The organism is Piscinibacter gummiphilus, from assembly GCF_032681285.1.
Lineage (GTDB): Bacteria > Pseudomonadota > Gammaproteobacteria > Burkholderiales > Burkholderiaceae_C > Rhizobacter > Rhizobacter gummiphilus_A.
This window is the reverse complement of the sequence record NZ_CP136336.1, coordinates 2,520,773-2,539,171: the sequence shown is the minus strand read 5'-3', so window position 1 is coordinate 2,539,171 and position 18,399 is coordinate 2,520,773. Positions and strand designations below refer to the sequence as shown.

The 18,399-nt window shown below is 66.7% G+C and carries 13 protein-coding genes; 12 read left to right on the top strand and 1 reads right to left on the bottom strand.

The window, feature by feature from the left end; translation table 11 throughout:
- The first annotated feature begins 10 nt into the window (after positions 1–10).
- The 12 genes from RXV79_RS11900 (at position 11) to RXV79_RS11845 (ending at position 17,209) form a co-directional block, all read left to right on the top strand.
- The gene (locus RXV79_RS11900) at positions 11–283 is read left to right on the top strand and encodes an oxidative damage protection protein (protein WP_316703625.1); all 273 of its coding nucleotides are present in this window, start codon (positions 11–13) and stop codon (positions 281–283) included.
- Between the two features lie 153 nt (positions 284–436).
- Complete coding sequence (locus RXV79_RS11895; protein WP_316703624.1) at positions 437–745, top strand: H-NS histone family protein; 309 nt, start codon at positions 437–439, stop codon at positions 743–745.
- 38 nt (positions 746–783) lie between these two features.
- Entirely contained in the window at positions 784–2,628 is a 1,845-nt protein-coding gene (dnaG, locus tag RXV79_RS11890) for a DNA primase (protein WP_316703623.1), read from the top strand.
- Positions 2,629–2,959: 331 nt separating this feature from the next.
- A complete protein-coding gene (gene rpoD, locus RXV79_RS11885; RefSeq protein WP_316703622.1) occupies positions 2,960–5,167 on the top strand; it encodes an RNA polymerase sigma factor RpoD in 2,208 nt (735 codons plus the stop codon).
- 153 nt (positions 5,168–5,320) lie between these two features.
- Entirely contained in the window at positions 5,321–6,256 is a 936-nt protein-coding gene (locus tag RXV79_RS11880; RefSeq protein WP_316703621.1) for an adenylate/guanylate cyclase domain-containing protein, read from the top strand.
- A gap of 167 nt (positions 6,257–6,423) precedes the next feature.
- Positions 6,424–9,939, top strand: coding sequence for a PAS domain S-box protein (locus RXV79_RS11875; protein WP_316703620.1), 3,516 nt, complete (start codon positions 6,424–6,426; stop codon positions 9,937–9,939).
- Positions 9,940–10,024: 85 nt separating this feature from the next.
- Positions 10,025–11,041 (top strand): ferrochelatase, encoded by a 1,017-nt coding sequence (hemH, locus tag RXV79_RS11870; protein ID WP_316703619.1) that lies wholly within the window; start codon positions 10,025–10,027, stop codon positions 11,039–11,041.
- On the top strand, positions 11,038–11,457 hold the full coding sequence (locus RXV79_RS11865) for an RNA-binding S4 domain-containing protein (protein ID WP_316703618.1): 420 nt from the start codon (positions 11,038–11,040) through the stop codon (positions 11,455–11,457). The genes hemH and RXV79_RS11865 overlap by 4 nt, the downstream gene beginning before the upstream one ends.
- Positions 11,458–11,540: 83 nt before the next feature.
- Positions 11,541–12,083 carry a nucleotide exchange factor GrpE gene (gene grpE / locus RXV79_RS11860; protein WP_316703617.1) on the top strand — a complete coding sequence of 181 codons (543 nt, stop codon included), beginning with the start codon at positions 11,541–11,543 and terminating at the stop codon, positions 12,081–12,083.
- A gap of 96 nt (positions 12,084–12,179) precedes the next feature.
- Complete coding sequence (gene dnaK, locus RXV79_RS11855; RefSeq protein ID WP_316703616.1) at positions 12,180–14,132, top strand: molecular chaperone DnaK; 1,953 nt, start codon at positions 12,180–12,182, stop codon at positions 14,130–14,132.
- Between the two features lie 129 nt (positions 14,133–14,261).
- On the top strand, positions 14,262–15,413 hold the full coding sequence (gene dnaJ, locus RXV79_RS11850; RefSeq protein WP_316703615.1) for a molecular chaperone DnaJ: 1,152 nt from the start codon (positions 14,262–14,264) through the stop codon (positions 15,411–15,413).
- A gap of 107 nt (positions 15,414–15,520) precedes the next feature.
- Positions 15,521–17,209, top strand: a complete 1,689-nt coding sequence (locus RXV79_RS11845) for a tetratricopeptide repeat protein (RefSeq protein WP_316703614.1) — start codon at positions 15,521–15,523, stop codon at positions 17,207–17,209.
- Positions 17,210–17,212: 3 nt separating this feature from the next.
- Here RXV79_RS11845 and RXV79_RS11840 read toward each other — a convergent pair whose 3' ends face one another.
- On the bottom strand, positions 17,213–18,355 hold the full coding sequence (locus tag RXV79_RS11840; RefSeq protein ID WP_316703613.1) for a PA0069 family radical SAM protein: 1,143 nt from the start codon (positions 18,353–18,355) through the stop codon (positions 17,213–17,215).
- Positions 18,356–18,399 lie beyond the last annotated feature (44 nt).

Sequence of the window (18,399 nt, the reverse complement as noted above, 5' to 3'; positions counted from 1 at the left end):
GGAGTACCTCATGGCCCGCACCATTCAATGCGCGTATCTGAAGAAAGAAGGCGAAGGCCTGGATTTCGCTCCGTACCCGGGCGAGCTGGGCAAACGTATCTACAACGAGATCAGCAAGGAAGCCTGGCAGTTGTGGATGAAACACCAGACCATGCTGGTCAACGAGAACCGCCTGAACCTCGCCGATCAGCGTGCACGCCAGTATCTGGCGCGCCAGATGGAACGATTCTTCTTCGGCGAGGGCGCCGAACAGCCTGCGGGGTATGTGCCGCCTTCGGCCTGACGTTTATCTGGCGCAAGCGCAATATGGGCGACTCCTCAATTCTGGGGAGCGAGTCTCATTTGACCCGACGTGCAAATCCAGTTTGGCGCACTAAAGTTTCCAGGCCATAAAATCGCGGCCTTAATACCCAGGTGCTACCCAAGGGAGATTCTCATGTCGTCACTGCAAGACCTGCTGGCAAAACGCGCGGCACTCGAACAGGAAATCGAGGCGACCCAAAAGCGGGAGCGCCAAGACGCCATCGCAAAGGTCAAATCCATCATGGCCGAATATGGGCTCACGGTGGCCGACCTGTCGACGAAGGGCGCTGCCCCCAAGGCGGGTGTCGGCAAGGGCACGAAGGTCGCGCCCAAATACCGCAACAGCGCGACCGGCGAAACCTGGAGCGGCCGCGGGCTGCAGCCCAACTGGCTCAAGGCCGCGATCGCCTCGGGAAAGAAGCTCGACGACTTCGCGCTCTGAGGCCCGGTGAAGCTGCGGTGAGGCTCTAGACTGGCGGGGTGATCCCGCCCAGCTTTGTCCAGGAACTGCTCTCCCGCGTCGACATCGTCGAAGTCGTCGGCCGCTACGTCCAGCTCAAGAAGGCCGGCATCAACCACAAGGGGTTGTGCCCGTTTCACGGCGAAAAGACGCCGAGTTTCATCGTCAGCCCCACCCGGCAGACGTACCACTGCTTCGGTTGCGGCGTGCATGGCAACGCCATCGGTTTCCTGATGGAAAACAGCGGCATGGGCTTTATCGATGCCGTGCGCGACCTGGCGCAGCAGGTGGGCCTCACCGTGCCGGAGGACGACCGCTCGCCCCAGGAACGGGAACGCGCCGCCGAGTTGAAGCAGAAGCAGGCCACGCTGACCGACGTGCTGGCAAAAGCCGCCGAGCACTACCGCAAGCAGCTCAAGGGCAGCCCCCGCGCGGTGGAGTACTTGAAGGGCCGCGGGCTCACGGGCGAGATCGCTGCGGCATTCGGCCTCGGATACGCACCCGACGGCTGGCGCGGCCTCGCCAGCGTCTTTCCTCACTACGACGACCCGCTTCTGGAAGAAAGCGGCCTCGTGATCGCCCAGGGCGACACCGAGGAGGAGCGCAAGCGCTACGACCGCTTCCGCGACCGGATCATGTTCCCCATCCGCTCGGTGCAAGGCGAGGTGATCGGCTTTGGAGGTCGCGTGCTCGACAAGGGCGAGCCGAAATACCTCAACTCTCCGGAGACGCCGGTCTTCGTCAAGGGGCGCGAGCTCTATGGCCTGCACGAGGCACGGGCCGCGATCCGCCAGAAGGGCTACGTGCTGGTGGTCGAGGGCTACATGGACGTGGTGGCGCTCGCGCAGCTGGGGTTTCCCAATGCGGTGGCCACGCTCGGCACCGCCTGCACGGCCGAGCACGTGCAGAAGCTTTTTCGCTTCACCGAGTCGGTGGTGTTCAGCTTCGACGGCGACGCGGCCGGCCGCCGGGCCGCGGGGCGCGCCCTCGAAGCCTCGCTGCCCCATGCGAGCGACGTCCGCAGCATCCGCTTCCTCTTCCTGCCGACCGAGCATGACCCGGACTCCTATGTGAGGGAGCACGGCACGGAGGCGTTCGAGGCCTATGTGTCGCAGGCGGTGCCGCTGTCGCGCCAGCTCGTCGAAGCGGCCCGTGAAGGCGTCGATCTCGACAGCGCAGAAGGCCGTGCCAAGTTCCTCGCGAACGCGAAACCGCTCTGGACCGCGCTCCCCGAAGGCGCGTTGAAGCTGCAATTGCTCGGCGAGCTGGCTCAAATGGCAGGGTTGTCCGGGCCGGACCTGTCACGGCTGTGGCAGTCGGCTGGCGGCGCGCGGCGCCCTCCGCCTTCCGACGATGACGAGAGGGAATCATTCGCGCCCCCCGCGAAGTCATCACCCCGGGGCAGCTCCCGTGCGCCCCGCTTTGCCGGCCGCGCCGCGCCGGCCCGCAAGGAAGACACGGCCCTGCGGATGCTGCTCCTGCACAGCGAATGGTGGCAGCAGCTCGACGCCGACGACCATGAGCTGCTCGCTGAGTTGCCCGCCCCTCACGGGCCGCTGTGTTCCTGGCTGGAGCGCCACCTGCACGACCAGGGCGAAACCCCCTGGGCCGTGCTCGAACAAGCCCTCCAGGACACCGAATGGGCCGAGACCGTCACCCGCTGGATGCCCGAAAGCGTGCTGGCCGACGAGATCCAGTTCGCCGACCTGCGCCGGGTGGTCGACAGCCTGCGCATCGATGCCCTGAAAGACGCCCAGCGTGCGCTCATCGAGCGCGCTGGCAGCGACCCGGCAGCGCTCGCACGCTGGCGCGAGCTCGACTCCCGCATCCGCCAATTGAGCGCTTCGCAGACCTCTTTGACGTAAGCCCGCTCTTCGCCGATAATGGAGGGTTTGTTACGCGGCAAGAGTGACAGCAGCACCTCCGGTCCCGGCCACCCTCTGACCCAGGGTCCCCATACAAGGCCACCTTCTCCCGCAAGGGCTGCGCTTCTTCGATGGTCACGCCAGCTTGTCCGCACACGGCTACTTCGTCCGGTTTCGACCGTTTGAAGTGGCTGCGCCATGCCGGGTCTCTCTTCGTCGCCCTTGAACGCACGGTTCACGTCTGCATCTACAGCAGGTTCGGTCCGTCGTTTGGTGCGCCCTCGAGGCCCCGGCACCAAGCCGTGACGCCCATCACCATCCGAGGATTTGCATGACCGCGAAGAAGAGCGCTCCCGCGAAGGCAGCCCCCGCTGCGCCCGCCAAGGCCACGAAGGCCGACGCCGAAGACAAGAAGAAGACCAAGGCCGCAGCTGCGCCTGCGAAGCCGGCCGCCAAGGCCGCCGCGCCTGCTGAAAAGGGCAAGCCGGGCCGCAAGCCCAAGGCCGGCGCCGCCGCCAAAAAGGAGGAGCCCGAAGAGGACTTCTCCGACATCGAAGCCGACTTGGCCGGTGAACCCGAAGCCGAAGCCGACGCGGGCGAAGAAAAGGCCGCCAAGGCCAAGCCGCTGCGCATGAAGGTGTCGCGCGCCAAGGAGCGCGCGCTGATGCGTGAGTTCGGTCTCGACGAGACCGCCCTCACCGAAGAGGAAGTCACCAAGCGCCGCCAGGAGCTGAAGACCCTCATCAAGATGGGCAAGACGCGCGGTTTCCTGACGCACCAGGAAATCAACGACCACCTGCCCGAGAAGCTGGTCGACGCGGAAATCCTCGAAGCCATCGTGTCGATGCTCAACGACATGGGCATCGCCGTCTACGAGCAGGCCCCCGACGCTGCCACCCTGCTGATCGCCGGCAGCGGCACCGCCACCGCGACGGAAGAAGAAGCCGAAGAAGCCGCCGAAGCGGCGCTCTCGACCGTCGACTCCGAATTCGGCCGCACGACCGACCCGGTCCGCATGTACATGCGCGAAATGGGCACGGTCGAACTGCTCACGCGCGAAGGCGAAATCGAGATCGCCAAGCGCATCGAAGGCGGCCTGCAGGCCATGATGCTGGCCATCAGCGCGTCGCCGACGACCATTGCGGAAATCCTCGCCTACGCGGACAAGATCGCCGCCGGCGAGATGCAGATCTCCGAGGTGGTTGACGGTTTCGTCTCGGAAGACGAGGCCGACGACTATGTGGCCGAGGAAGACGTCGACTTCTTCGATGAGGAAGACGACGACGACGGCAACGGCGGCAGCAAGGCGCTGACCAAGAAGCTCGAAGAGCTGAAGGCCGCGGCGCTCATCAAGTTCGAAAGCCTGCGCACCAACTTCGACAAGATGCGCAAGTCCTTCGAGAAGGAAGGCTACCAGTCGCCCTCGTACAACAAGGCCCAGCAAGCCATCAGCGACGAGCTGATGACGATCCGCTTCACGGTCAAGAACATCGAGAAGCTGTGCGGCATCCTGCGCTCGCAGGTCGACGACGTGCGCCGCTATGAGCGCGAGCTGCGCAAGATCCTGGTCGACAAGTGCGGCATGCCGCAGGACTACTTCGTCAAGAACTTCCCGCCCAACCTGCTCAACCTGAAGTGGCCCGAGAAGGAGGCCGCGGCTGGCAAGCCCTACAGCGCCATCCTCACGCGCAACCTGCCGGCCATCCAGGAACTGCAGCAAAAGCTGATCGATCAGCAGGCGCGCGCCGTCGTGCCGCTGGAAGACCTGAAGGAAATCAACCGCCGCATGAACGAGGGCGAGAAGTCCTCGCGCGACGCGAAGAAGGAAATGATCGAGGCCAACCTGCGCCTCGTGATCTCGATCGCGAAGAAGTACACCAACCGCGGCCTGCAGTTCCTCGACCTCATCCAGGAAGGCAACATCGGCCTGATGAAGGCGGTCGACAAGTTCGAATACCGCCGCGGCTACAAGTTCTCGACGTATGCGACGTGGTGGATCCGTCAGGCCATCACCCGCTCGATCGCCGACCAGGCGCGAACCATCCGCATCCCGGTGCACATGATCGAGACGATCAACAAGATGAACCGCCTGTCGCGCCAGCACTTGCAGGAGTTCGGCTTCGAGCCCGACGCCCCGACGTTGGCCGAGAAGATGGAGATCCCCGAGGACAAGATCCGCAAGATCATGAAGATCGCGAAGGAGCCGATCTCGATGGAAACCCCCATCGGCGACGACGACGATTCGCATCTCGGCGACTTCATCGAGGACACCAACAACACCGCGCCGATCGAAGCCGCCATGCAGGCCGGCCTGCGCGACGTGGTGAAGGACATCCTCGACAGCCTCACCCCGCGTGAAGCGAAGGTGCTGCGCATGCGCTTCGGCATCGAGATGTCGACCGACCACACGCTGGAAGAGGTCGGCAAGCAGTTCGATGTGACGCGCGAGCGCATCCGCCAGATCGAGGCCAAGGCGATCCGCAAGCTCAAGCACCCGAGCCGGTCGGACAAGCTGCGCACCTATCTCGACAATCTCTGATCTACCAAAAAGACAGGACGCCCCGGCCCATTTCGCCGGGGCGTTTTGCTTGTGGAGTGCCATAAACTTCACAGATGGCACAACCCCCACGTCGCTTCGCTCCTGCCCCCCGAGGGGGCGGCCAGTGGTTTCGGGCGGCCGGGCAGCACTGACATGACGCAGATTCTTCAGCGCACCGTCCTCTTTGCCGACCTGCGCGGCAGCACCGCGCTGTATGAGACGCTTGGCAACACCGAGGCCACGACCGTGGTCACGCGCAGCGTCGCCCTGATCTCGCAGATCGTTTCCACCTCGGGCGGCGTCGTGGTCAAGACCCTGGGCGACGGGCTGATGGCGGTGTTCGCCGATTCGGTGTCTGCGGTGGTCGCGGCCGACGAGATGCACGATTCACTCGACCGCATCGTGCCGCCCTCCGGCCAGCGCAGCGTGCCGGTGCTCAAGCTGCAGGTCGGCCTCGCCCACGGCGAGGTGGTCGAGATGTCGGGCGACTGCTTTGGTGACGCCGTGAACGTCGCCGCCCGCCTGCTCGACCATGCCGGTGACAACGAGACCCTTGCCACTGCCAGCGTGGTGGCCGGTCTCAGCTCCGACATGCGCGAGCGCTGCCGCAGCCTCGACAAGGTGCAGCTGCGCGGCCGTGTGGAGCCGGTGCATGTGTACCTCATCGAAGGCCGCCGCTTCGGCGACACCGCCGCCACCGCCTACGGCGAGCTGCTGCCGCAGGCCGAGCCGGAAGGCATACGCCTCGTGTGGCTCGACCTCAACCGCGTCTACGCCGGCCCGAGCCTGCCCGTGGTGCTCGGTCGCAGCCCCCAGGTCACCTACTGCATCGACGACTCGCGTGTGTCGCGTTCCCATGCCCGCATCGACTGGCACGGCGGCGCCTTCCAGCTGACCGACCTCAGCTACAACGGCACTTACGTGCGCTTCTCCACCGGCTCTGAGATCGTGTCGCTGCGCCGCGGCACCTGCACGCTGCATGGCTCGGGCCTCATCGGCCTGGGCGCCACGCTCACCGACCCGACCGCACCATGCGTGCGCTTCGAGGTCCTCAAGTTCGCCGACACGCAGCCGCAAGACGCGCTGTAATTCGCCCGGGTTGTTCGTTCGCTTTTCGTGCATCACTGCGCGGAAGTGCGGGCGATCCTGCTCCCTTGGATTCGAGCTTCTCCGCTAAAGTCGTCCACATGTTGTGGGCCGGTTCTTGCCTCGTTGACGTCGCTTTGGCGACGCTTTGAACAGCGTCCGCGCCGGTCATGGCCACCACCACCGTCGAGGCCAGCCGCGAAGGCACGCTGCGCGCGGTGAGCAAGCTCGGTGGAGCCCCCGAAGAAGAGTTCGACATCCTGGTGCGCATGCTCGCGCGCCAGCTTCCCGGTGCCTCCGTCTGGCTCGCCGTGCTCGACCAGCACCAGCGCCCGCACCTCAAGGCCCAAGTCGGCCTGGCCGAACCCAAGCTCCCGCTGCTGGCGACCGAGCTGGCCCTGACCCTCTCCCTCGACGACACCGCGCTGCAGCAGGGCATCGACCCATCGGGCAACGGCTGGGCCGCATGCCGCGTGGTGGCGCAGCAGCACGCGGTCGGCATCCTCGGCCTCACGCACCCGGGCAGCAGTCTCGACAACAGCACCCTCGCCGCGCTGCGCGAAACCGCCACGCTGGCCGGCGCGATGCTCGACTCGCGCCTCAAGGAAAGCCTCTGGCGCTATCACGCCGAGCGTGTGCGCGAGGCCAGCCTGTCCAGCACCGACTGGCTCTGGGAGAGCGATGACCAAGGACGCGTGCGGTGGGTGTCGTCGGGCGTGCAGGCCCACACCGGCATGCCGCCCAACCTCGTGATCGGCCGCACGCTGCAGCAGATCAACGAGCCCGTGGAGGACGACGCCACCCGCTCCTGGGAACGGTATCGAGACGCCCGCTCGCGGCAGGCCCCCTTTCGCGACGTGCTGGCGCACCGCCCCTCGCCCAGCGGGCGCATCACGGTGAGCATCAGCGGCACGCCGGTGTTCGACGAAACCGGCACCTTCCGCGGCTACCGCGGCACCACCAGCAACGTCACCGAGCGGATCGAAGCCCAGCGCGCGGCGCAGGCGGCCGAGCGCCTGCTCAGCGAAGCGATGGACAGCCTCACCGCGGGAGTGATGATCTCCGACCCGCAAGGCCGCGTCGTGGTCGCGAATGCCGTGTGGCGGCGCAGCCTGGCCGCCTACATGCATGGCGACCCGAGCTGGCCCGAGATCGTGCAGCGCATGGCCGACGCGGGCGACTACCCGGCGGCCCAGGGCCGCGACGACTTCGTGCGCTGGCGGCTCTCACTCGCCTCGCCGCGCGGCGAGCAACACGAGATGCGCTGGAAAGGCCGCTGGGTGATCGTGAGCGACCGGCGGCTCAACGACGGCAGCGTGGTGCACCTGTCCATCGACATCAGCGACCGCAAGGAAGCCGAACTCGCCCTGGCGCGCCAGCAGGAGCAGCTGCGCGAATCGCAAGACCAGCTGAGCGCCGTGCTGGGCGCCGTGCCCGACCTGTGGTTAGTGCTCGACGACGAAGGCCGCTACCTCGCCTGCAGTTCCGACAAGCACCCGATGCTCGTGCACTCATGGGACAGCGTGCGCGGCCTTCCCTTCGACAGCGGCGTACCGCGCCCCATCGCCGACCTGGCCCTGCCCGCCATCCGGCAGGCCCTGGCCACGGGCGAGGTGCAGCGCATCCAGTACGACCTCACCACACGCGACGGCGTCATGCGAACCTTCGAGGCGCGCATCTCGCCCATGCCCAACAAGCGCGTGCTCTACGTGACGCGCGACCTCACCGAGCTGCGCAACCTCGAGCGCGACGTCCTCATCATGCAGCGCGCGTTCGAGGCCGAGGCCTCGCTGTCGATGTGCGTGTCCGACGCGTTGCAGCCCGACATGCCGCTCATCTACGTCAACCCGGCCTTCGAGCGGCTCACCGGCTATAGCCGGGCCGAGGCGCTTGGCCAGAACTGCCGCTTCCTCCAGGGCCACCTGCGCGACGAGCCCGGCTGCTCCACCTTGCGCGAAGCCATCGACCAGGGCCGCTCGGCGTCGGTCACGGTCCGCAACGTGCGCAAGGACGGGAGCGTGTTCTCCAACGCCGTGCACGTGGCGCCGGTGCGCGATGCGAATGGCCAGCTGACCCACTACATCGGCGTGCAGCGCGACGTGACCGAGCAGACGCGTGCGGCCGACAAGCTGCGCCTGTCCGAGGAGCTGTACCGCTCGGTGGCGCTGGCCATCAGCGACGGCCTGCTCGTGGTCACCCCGACCCTCGGCATCCTCGCGGTGAACCCTGCGGGCTGCGACATCGTCGGCGCCGAGCAGACCGCCCTCATGAACGCCCCAGGCGATGCCTGGCCCTTCGAGCTGCTGGGCCCCGACGCCGCCCCGCTGGCGAGCGACCAGCACCCGGTGCTGCGCGTGATCGCCAACGACCAGCCGCTGGTCAACCAGATCCACGCCCTGCGCCGAGCCGATGGCGAGCAGCGCTGGGTCGCGCTGAACGCGCATCCGCTGCAGCTTCGCCCCGAAGCGCAGACCTTCGCGGTGGTGCTGACCTTCCGCGACATCACGCAACAGCGCCGCTCCGAGCAGGCCCTGCGCGACAAGCAGGCCGCCGAGCTGGCGAGCCATGCCAAGAGCGAGTTCCTCTCGCGCATGAGCCATGAGATGCGCACGCCGCTCAACGCGGTGATCGGCTTCGCCCAGCTTCTCAACCTGAGCCCGTCGGGCCTCGATGGCGCCACCGTTCGCGACTACGCCGGCCACGTGCTCGAAGCCGGTGAACACCTGCTCGCCCTGATCGACGACGTGCTCGACCTGCAGAAGATCGAAGAAGGCGCGCTCACGCTGAAACTCAATCCGGTCGACCTGCACCAGGCCGTGACGCGCGCGAGCGAGCTGCTGATGCCCCTGGCGCAAGCGGCCGGCGTGCGCTTCGAGCTGAGCGTGCCGCCCGCCACCTGGGTGCAGGCCGACATGCAGCGGCTGCGGCAGGTGCTGCTCAACGTCGGCTCCAACGCCATCAAGTACAACCACCCCGGCGGCATCGTGCGCTGGCGGCTCGACGCCCTGCCCGACCGCGTGGCGCTGTGCATCGAAGACACCGGCTCGGGCATGACCGACGAGCAGATGAGCCGGCTCTTCCAGCCCTTCGAGCGCCTGGGTCGCGAGACGTCCACCATCGAAGGCACCGGGCTCGGCCTCATCATTGCGCGCAGCCTCACCCAGGCCATCGGCGGGCGGCTGTCCATCGTGAGCCGCGCGGGCCTGGGCACCAGCGTGCGCCTCGATCTGCAGCCGGCCGATGCACCCGCGGCCATGCCGGCCAAGACCGAGACCCTCGCCACGCCCACGCAGGTGCGCCCCTTGCGGATGCTCTACGTCGAAGACAACCGCATCAACGCCATCCTCTTCGAGGAAGCGATGCGCCTGCATGGCGACCGCATCGAGCTGCGAGTGGCGGAAGACGGCGACCAGGCGTTGTCCATTGCCCAGGAGTGGCCGCCCGAGATGCTGGTGCTCGACGCCCACCTGCCCGGCGCCTCGGGCTTCGAGGTGCTGCACCTGCTGCGCGCCCTGCCCGGCCTCGACAACGTGCCGGCCTACATGTGCTCGGCCGACGCCATGCCCGACGACGTGCAGCGCGCCTACGAAGCCGGCTTCATCGGCTACTGGACCAAGCCGATCCACGTGGGCACCATCCTCGCCGACGTGGAGCAGTGCCTGCAGCGCAGCCACGGCGGCGCCTGAACGGCCGAGGGCCGCCCCCTCGGCGGCGCCACGATAATCGCGCCCTGCCCGCCGCACCTCGGCGGCGACCTGCCCCCACCCGCCAATGACCGCCCCCGACACCGCCGTCCTTTTGTGCAACCTCGGCACGCCCGACGCGCCGACCACGCCCGCGGTGCGCCGCTACCTGTCGCAGTTCCTGCACGACCCGCGCGTGGTCGAGATTCCACGCGTCATCTGGTGCCCCATCCTGCACGGGATCATCCTGCGCACGCGGCCGGCGCAGTCGGCCAGGCGCTACGCCAGCATCTGGACGCCCGAGGGCTCGCCGCTCACCGTCTGGTCGGACAAGCAGGCCAAGCTCCTGGCCGGCTACTTGGGCGAGCGCGGCCATCGGGTCACCGTGCGTTTCGCCATGCGCTACGGCAACCCGTCGATCCCTTCCGTGCTCGGCGAGCTCAAGGCCGGTGGGGCACGCCGTGTGCTGGTGCTGCCCATGTACCCCCAATACTGCGCCGCCACCACCGCCAGCACCGCCGATGCGGTGAACGCCTGGGCGAAGCAGGAACGCGCCTTGCCCGAGCTTCGCTTCGTCAACCGTTTCCACGACGACCCGCGCTACATCGACGCGCTGGCCAAGCGCCTGTCCGACCACTGGATGACGCACGGCCGGGGCGAGCGGCTGGTGATGAGCTTCCACGGCATGCCCAAACGCACCCGCGACCTCGGCGACCCGTATTTCGACGAATGCATGGAAACCGCCCGCCTGGTGGCCGCCCGAGCCGACGTGAAGCCCGAACAGCTGGTCGTCACCTTCCAGAGCCGGCTTGGCCGCGCCGAATGGCTTCAGCCCTACACCGAGCCCACGCTCGTGAAGCTGGCGAAGCAGGGGGTGAAGAAGGTCGACGTGATGTGCCCGGGATTCGTGGCCGACAACCTCGAGACGCTTGAAGAAATCGCCCAGGAGGCGCGCGATGCCTTCTTGAAGGCGGGCGGCACCGACTTCAACTACGTGCCATGCCTCAACGATCAGCACGAATGGATGGCGGCCCTCGCCGCGCTGGCGCTGCGCCACCTGCAGGGCTGGGACACCCAGGTGCCCGCCTCGACCCCTCGCCCATGAGCGACAAGGCGACCCCTGGCGTGCGGCTCGACAAGTGGCTGTGGGCTGCGCGTTTCTACAAGACACGCAGCCTCGCCACCCAGGAGATCGACAAGGGCCGTGTACAGGTGAACGGCCTGGCCGCCAAGCCGTCGCGCGAGCTCAAGCCCGGCGACCTGCTCGAGATCCGCCAGACGGCCCAGAGCGCCCGCTCGATCAAGGTGGTGGCGCTCAGCCATGTGCGGGGCCCGGCGCCGGTGGCCCAGGCGCTCTACGAAGAGACGGCCGAGAGCATCGCCCGCCGGGAAGAGGCGGCCCGCCAGCGCCGCGAAACGCCCGAGCCGGCCCTCGCCATCGAGCAAGGCCGCCCGACCAAGCGCGACCGCCGCAAGCTGGCCGACTGGGACCGCTGGAGCGCCTCCATCGACCCGGACTGACAGCAGCCAAAAAAACGCACTTCCGGCTCTTGAAATCCCCGGGGCATGACCCACATGCCCCGCTTCCACAGGTAATCCGACCCATGCAGAACACGGACGACAACACCCAGGACACGGCCGCCCCCGGCGCCGCCGACACCCCGAACCCGGCCACCGCCGAGGCTTTCGCCTCCGCCGCGAGCGCCGAACCCCCCCTCGAATCGCGTCTCGCCGAGATGTCGGACGCCTACCTGCGCGCCAAGGCCGAGGCCGAGAACATCCGCCGCCGCGCCGAGGAAGAAGTCTCCAAGGCCCGCAAGTTCGCCGTCGAAGGTTTCGCCGAAAGCCTGCTGCCGGTGAAAGACAGCCTGGAAGCAGCCATCGCCATCCAGGCCGCCACGCCCGAGCAGCTGCTCGAAGGCGTGCACGCCACCTTGCGCCAGCTCTCGCAGGCGCTCGAGCGCAACAAGGTGATCGAGATCAACCCCCAGGCCAGCGCGAAGTTCGATCCTCACCAGCACCAGGCGATCAGCGTGGTGCCCGCCGATCAGGACGCCAACACCGTGGTCACCGTGCTGCAAAAGGGCTACCTCATCGCCGACCGCGTGCTGCGCCCGGCGCTCGTGACGGTGGCCGCGCCCAAGTAAAACGATCCACAGACTCGCGGCCCTTGAAAAGACCGCAGTTATCCACAACTCGAGAACAACCAAATTCAGTCCAGCGGACTTCAGGAGTAAACGAACATGGCAAAGATCATCGGCATCGACCTCGGCACCACCAACTCGTGCGTGGCCATCATGGAGGGCAACACCACCAAGGTGATCGAGAACAGCGAAGGTGCACGCACCACGCCCTCGATCATTGCCTACCAGGAAGACGGCGAGATCCTCGTCGGCGCCTCGGCCAAGCGCCAGGCCGTCACCAACCCGCGCAACACGCTGTACGCGGTGAAGCGCCTGATCGGCCGCAAGTTCACCGAGAAGGAAGTGCAGAAGGACATCGACCTGATGCCCTACAAGATCTCGGCCGCCGACAACGGCGACGCCTGGGTCGAAGTGCGTGGCCAGAAGCTCGCCCCGCCGCAGATCAGCGCCGAAGTGCTGCGCAAGATGAAGAAGACCGCCGAGGACTACCTCGGTGAGACCGTGACCGAAGCCGTGATCACGGTGCCGGCCTACTTCAACGACAGCCAGCGCCAGGCTACCAAGGACGCCGGCCGCATCGCCGGCCTCGACGTCAAGCGCATCATCAACGAGCCCACCGCGGCAGCCCTCGCCTTCGGCCTCGACAAGGCCGCCAAGGGCGACCGCAAGATCGCCGTCTATGACCTCGGCGGCGGCACCTTCGACATCTCGATCATCGAGATCGCAGACGTCGACGGCGAGAAGCAGTTCGAAGTGCTCTCCACCAACGGCGACACCTTCCTCGGCGGTGAAGACTTCGACCAGCGCATCATCGACTACATCATTGCCGAGTTCAAAAAGGAGCAAGGCGTCGACCTGTCGAAGGACGTGCTCGCGCTGCAGCGCCTGAAGGAAGCGGCCGAGAAGGCGAAGATCGAACTCTCGAACAGCTCGCAGACCGACATCAACCTGCCGTATGTGACGGCCGATGCCTCGGGCCCGAAGCACCTCAACATCAAGCTCACCCGCGCCAAGCTCGAAGCCCTGGTCGAAGACCTGATCGAGCGCACCATCGCCCCGTGCCGCACCGCCATCAAGGATGCCGGCGTCAACACGAGCGAGATCGACGACGTGATCCTCGTCGGCGGCATGACCCGCATGCCCAAGGTGCAGGACAAGGTCAAGGAGTTCTTCGGCAAGGAGCCGCGCAAGGACGTCAATCCTGACGAAGCCGTGGCCGTGGGTGCCGCGATCCAGGGCCAGGTGCTCGCAGGCGACCGCACCGACGTGCTGCTGCTCGACGTCACCCCGCTGTCGCTCGGCATCGAGACGATGGGCGGCGTGATGACCAAGATGATCAAGAAGAACACCACCATCCCGACCAAGTTCTCGCAGGTCTTCTCGACCGCGGAAGACGGCCAGCCGGCGGTGACGATCAAGGTCTATCAAGGCGAGCGTGAGATGGCGTCGGGCAACAAGAGCCTGGGCGAGTTCAACCTCGAAGGCATTGCGCCCGCACCGCGCGGCACGCCGCAGATCGAGGTGAGCTTCGACATCGACGCCAACGGCATCCTGCACGTGGGCGCCAAGGACAAGGGCACCGGCAAGGAAAACAAGATCACCATCAAGGCGAACTCGGGTCTGTCGGAAGACGAGATCCAGGCCATGGTGAAGGACGCCGAGCTCAACGCCGCGGAAGACAAGAAGAAGGTCGAGCTCGTGCAGGCCCGCAACCAGGCCGACGCGCTCGTGCATAGCGTGAAGAAGTCGCTCACCGAGTACGGCGACAAGCTCGATGCCCCTGAAAAGGAAAAGATCGAAGCCGCCTTGAAGGAAGCCGAAGAAGCCATCAAGGGCGACGACAAGGACGCGATCGACGCCAAGAGCGAAGCGCTGATGACGGCCAGCCAGAAGCTCGGTGAGAAGGTCTACGCCGACGCGCAGGCCGCACAGGCGGCAGCCGGTGCCGCGGCGCAGCCTGAAGGCCCGGCCGGCGGCAGCTCCGGTGCGAAGCCGTCGTCCGACGAGAACGTCGTCGACGCCGACTTCAAGGAAGTGAAGGACAAGAAGTAATCTGGCCCACGGCGGCGGCGCCGCTGCCAACTATTCCCCCGTGGGCTGGCGAAACCAGCACGCGGGGGATTTCGCGTTTAAAAGCGCGCCGGTAGAAACGACAGCGACCTGAATCAGCAGCACAAGCACATGGCAAAGCGCGACTACTACGAAGTGCTCGGTGTGGCGAAGAACGCCTCCGAGGACGACATCAAGAAGGCCTACCGCAAGCTGGCCATGAAGTACCACCCTGACCGCAACCAGGGTGACGGTGCGAAGAAGGCCGAAGAGCAGTTCAAGGAGGTCAAGGAGGCCTACGAGATGCTCTCCGAGCCGCAGAAGCGCGCGGCTTATGACCAGTACGGCCACGCCGGGGTCGACCCCAATGCGGGCGGCTTCCGCCCGGGCGGCCCGGGAGCGGAAGGCTTCGGCGGCTTTGCCGAGGCCTTCGGCGACATCTTCGGCGACATCTTCGGTGGCCAGGGCGGCGCAGGTGGCCAGCGCCGCGCACAGCAGGTCTATCGCGGCAGCGATCTCAGCTACACGATGGAGATCACGCTCGAAGAAGCCGCGCACGGCAAGGAGACGCAGATCCGCATTCCCAGCTGGGAAGAATGCGCCACCTGCCACGGCACCGGCGCAAAGCCCGGCACGCACGCCAAGACTTGCCCGAGCTGCAACGGTGCCGGCACGGTGACCATGCGCCAGGGTTTCTTCAGCATCCAGCAGACCTGCCCGCACTGCCACGGCTCGGGCCGGGTGATCCCCGACCCGTGCACCACCTGCCACGGCCAGGGCAAGACCAAGAAGACGAAGACGCTGGAGGTGAAGATCCCCGCCGGCATCAACGAGGGCATGCGCATCCGCTCGGCCGGTAATGGCGAGCCCGGCACCAACGGCGGCCCGGCCGGCGATCTCTACATCGAGATCCGCATCAAGCAGCACGACATCTTCGAACGCGACGGCGACGACCTGCACTGCACGGTGCCGGTGAGCATCACCACCGCGGCGCTCGGCAGCACGATCGAGGTGCCCACGCTCGGCGGCAAGGCCGAGATCGACCTGCCCGAAGGCACGCAGCATGGCAAGACCTTCCGCCTGCGCGGCAAGGGCATCAAGGGGGTGCGCTCGAGCTACCCGGGCGACCTCTACGCGCACGTGAGCGTGGAGACGCCGGTCAAGCTCACCGAGCACCAGCGCAAGCTCCTGCGCGAGCTCGACGAGTCGCTGGCCAAGTCACCCGACAGGCACTCGCCCAACGCCAAGAGCTGGACCAACCGGGTCAAGGACCTCTTCAAGTAAGCCTGAGCGTTCAAGTCGGCCTCTGCCGGGGCCGATAACTCCAGGGAGAAGGCGCAATGGCGCCGTGCGCAGGCAGTAGTTCACGCTGTCGCGCCCCTGGAGACCCCGTGCAACTGCTGGACCGTGACATCGCCGACTGCAAGGCCCTGGTTGTCGATGGCAACCCGACCTCGCGCAGCATCCTCTCAGCGCAGCTGAGAGAGTTCGGCGTGGGCACGGTCGTGCAATGCGGCCGCATCAAGGATGCGCGCAAGCAGCTCGAAGCCCGCCCCTTCGACGTGGTGCTTTGCGAACACCGCTTCGACGCGGAAGACCCCAACTACACCGCCCAGCACCTGCTGGACGACCTGCGCCGCGCGCAGCTGCTGCCCTTCTCCACCGTTTTCATCATCGTGACCGGCGAAGCCTCGTACACGATGGTCGCCGACGCCGCCGAGTCGGCGCTCGACAGCTACCTGCTCAAGCCGCACACCGCCACCTCGCTCGGCGAGCGGCTGACGCAGGCGCGCAAGCGCAAGAAGACGCTGGCCGACATCTTCACCGCCATCGAGCAGGCCGACTACCAGCACGCGACCCGCCTGTGCCTGCAGCGCTTTGCCAGCCGCTCGGTCTACTGGCTGTACGCCGCGCGCATCGGCTCGGAGCTGCTGCTGCGCCAGGGCATGCACGACGAGGCCAAGAAGCTGTGCGAAGCCGTGCTTGAAACCGGCGCCCTCCCCTGGGCGCGCCTGGGCATCGCCCGTGCGCAGATCGACGCCAACCAGCCCACGCAAGCCATGCGCACGCTGGAGACGCTGATCGGCGACCACCCGAGCCACGTCGATGCCTACGACGTGATGGGCCGGGTGCAGGTCGAGCAAGGCAACCTCAACGAAGCGCTCGACACCTTCCGCAAGGCCAGCTCGCTCACGCCGAGCTCGATCGCCCGGCTGCAGAAGCACGGCATGCTGGCCTTCTTCATGGGCGACCGAGACGAAGCCGCCAAGATGCTCGACCGTGCGGCGACCCTCGGCATCAGCTCGAAGATGTTCGACTTCCAGTCGCTGGTGCTGCTCGCCTTCAGCCGCTTCCAGCAGCGCGACAGCAAGGGGCTGCAGCGCTGCATCGACAACCTGCAGCACGCCCTCGAACGCGCGCCGAACAGCAAGCGCCTGCAGCGCTTTGCCAGCATCGCCTCGGCACTCAACCTGATGCTGCAAAAGCAGGTGGCGGCAGTGGTGGCCGAGGTGCGCTCCCTCTTCAGCAAACTCGACGAACCCAACCTCGACGTGGAGGCCGGCTGCAACCTGCTGGCCCTGCTGGCGCAGCTGAGCGCAGGCGAGATCCAGCTCGACGGCTCCGAAGGTTGGGTCGACACGCTCGGCCTGCGTTTCGCCAGCTCGAAGGGCCTGACCGAGCTGCTGGCCGGCGCCGCCGCCGTGCACCCGCCGTTTGCCGAGCGCGTGCGCGCCGCCCACCTGCGCATCAGCGAAATGGCCGAGCAAGCCGTAACCCACACCGTGCAGGGCAACCACCGAACCGCCGTGCAGGCCCTGCTCGCGCACGCCGAGCGCACCTACAACGCCAAGTTGATCGACATGGCCCGCATGACGCTACAGCGCCATGGCGCACGCATCGACGACGCCGCGAGCCTGTCGGAGCGTGCCGACGCCTTGCGCGACCTCTACGCCGTGGGGGTCAGCGCGGCCATGCTGGGCCAGGCCGGTGGCCGCCAGCCCGGTGCATTGAACCTGCGCGATGTGCGCCCCGCCGAACCCGCGGCGGACGAGACTCCGCCCGAAGCGGAGGCGGCCTGATCGTCAGAACAACTCGCGCTGCCGGTCATCCGGCGGTGCGTGCTTGCTGGATGCTGGCATGCCCGCCCTCGAGACAACCGGCTTGCGGAACAGCGACAGGTCGAGTTCGATCCGCGTCTTGTTGAGCCCGAGGCGGGCACAGGCCTTGTCGAAGCGCTGGCGCAGCAGCTGCGCCCAGACGCCGGTGCCGTTCATGCGGGTGGCAAAGTTCGCGTCGTAGTCCTTGCCGCCGCGCATCTCGCGGATGCGCGCCATCACGCGCGCCGCCCGCTCGGGAAAGTGCTGCTCCAGCCACTGCTGGAAAAGCGGGTTCACCTCCCACGGCAGGCGCAACACGATGCTGAAGGCCGACTGCGCACCCGCTTCGGCGGCAGCTTCGAGGATGCGCTCGAGCTCTGGCTCGTTGATGAAGGGAATGACCGGCGACACGCTCACACCCACCGGCACGCCCGCCTTGGCAAGCGTCTCCACCACCCGCAGCCGCCGATGCGGCGCCGCGGCCCGTGGCTCGAGGATCCGCGCGAGCTTCGGGTCGAGCGAGGTGATCGACACGTAGATCGCCACCAGGCGCTGCTTCGCCATCGGCGCCACGAGATCGAGGTCGCGCTCGATGCCCGACGACTTGGTGACCATCGAGAACGGATGCCGGCACTCATGCATCAACTCGATGATGGAGCGCGTGATGCCGAGCTTGCGCTCGATGGGCTGGTAGGCATCGGTGGCCGCACCGATGTTGATCATCGAAGGCTCGTAGGCCCGGCTTGCGAAGGCTTCGCGCAGGCGCTCGGCGGCATTCACCTTGGCGATGATCTTCGTCTCGAAGTCGAGGCCGGGCGAAAGATTGAGGTAGCTGTGCGTCGGCCGTGCGAAGCAATAGATGCAGCCGTGCTCACAACCGCGATACGGGTTCACCGAGAGGTCGAAGCCGATGTCGGGCGAGTCGTTGCTGGACAGCACCGACTTCACCCGCTCTTCGATGATCTGCGTCTCACGCGGCAGGTGCTCTTCTTCGGCGAGCTGGTCGATCGAGCCCCAACCATCGTCGAAGCTTTCACCCGATTGGCGGGCGTAGCGGTGAACGATGGCCCAGCCAGTGCCGCGGCCCCTGACCGGTGTCTGTTCCTGAGGGCGATCGGGCTTTTGCATACTGTATCTTTATACAGTATTCGGCAAGACTTCTCTCAGGAGGA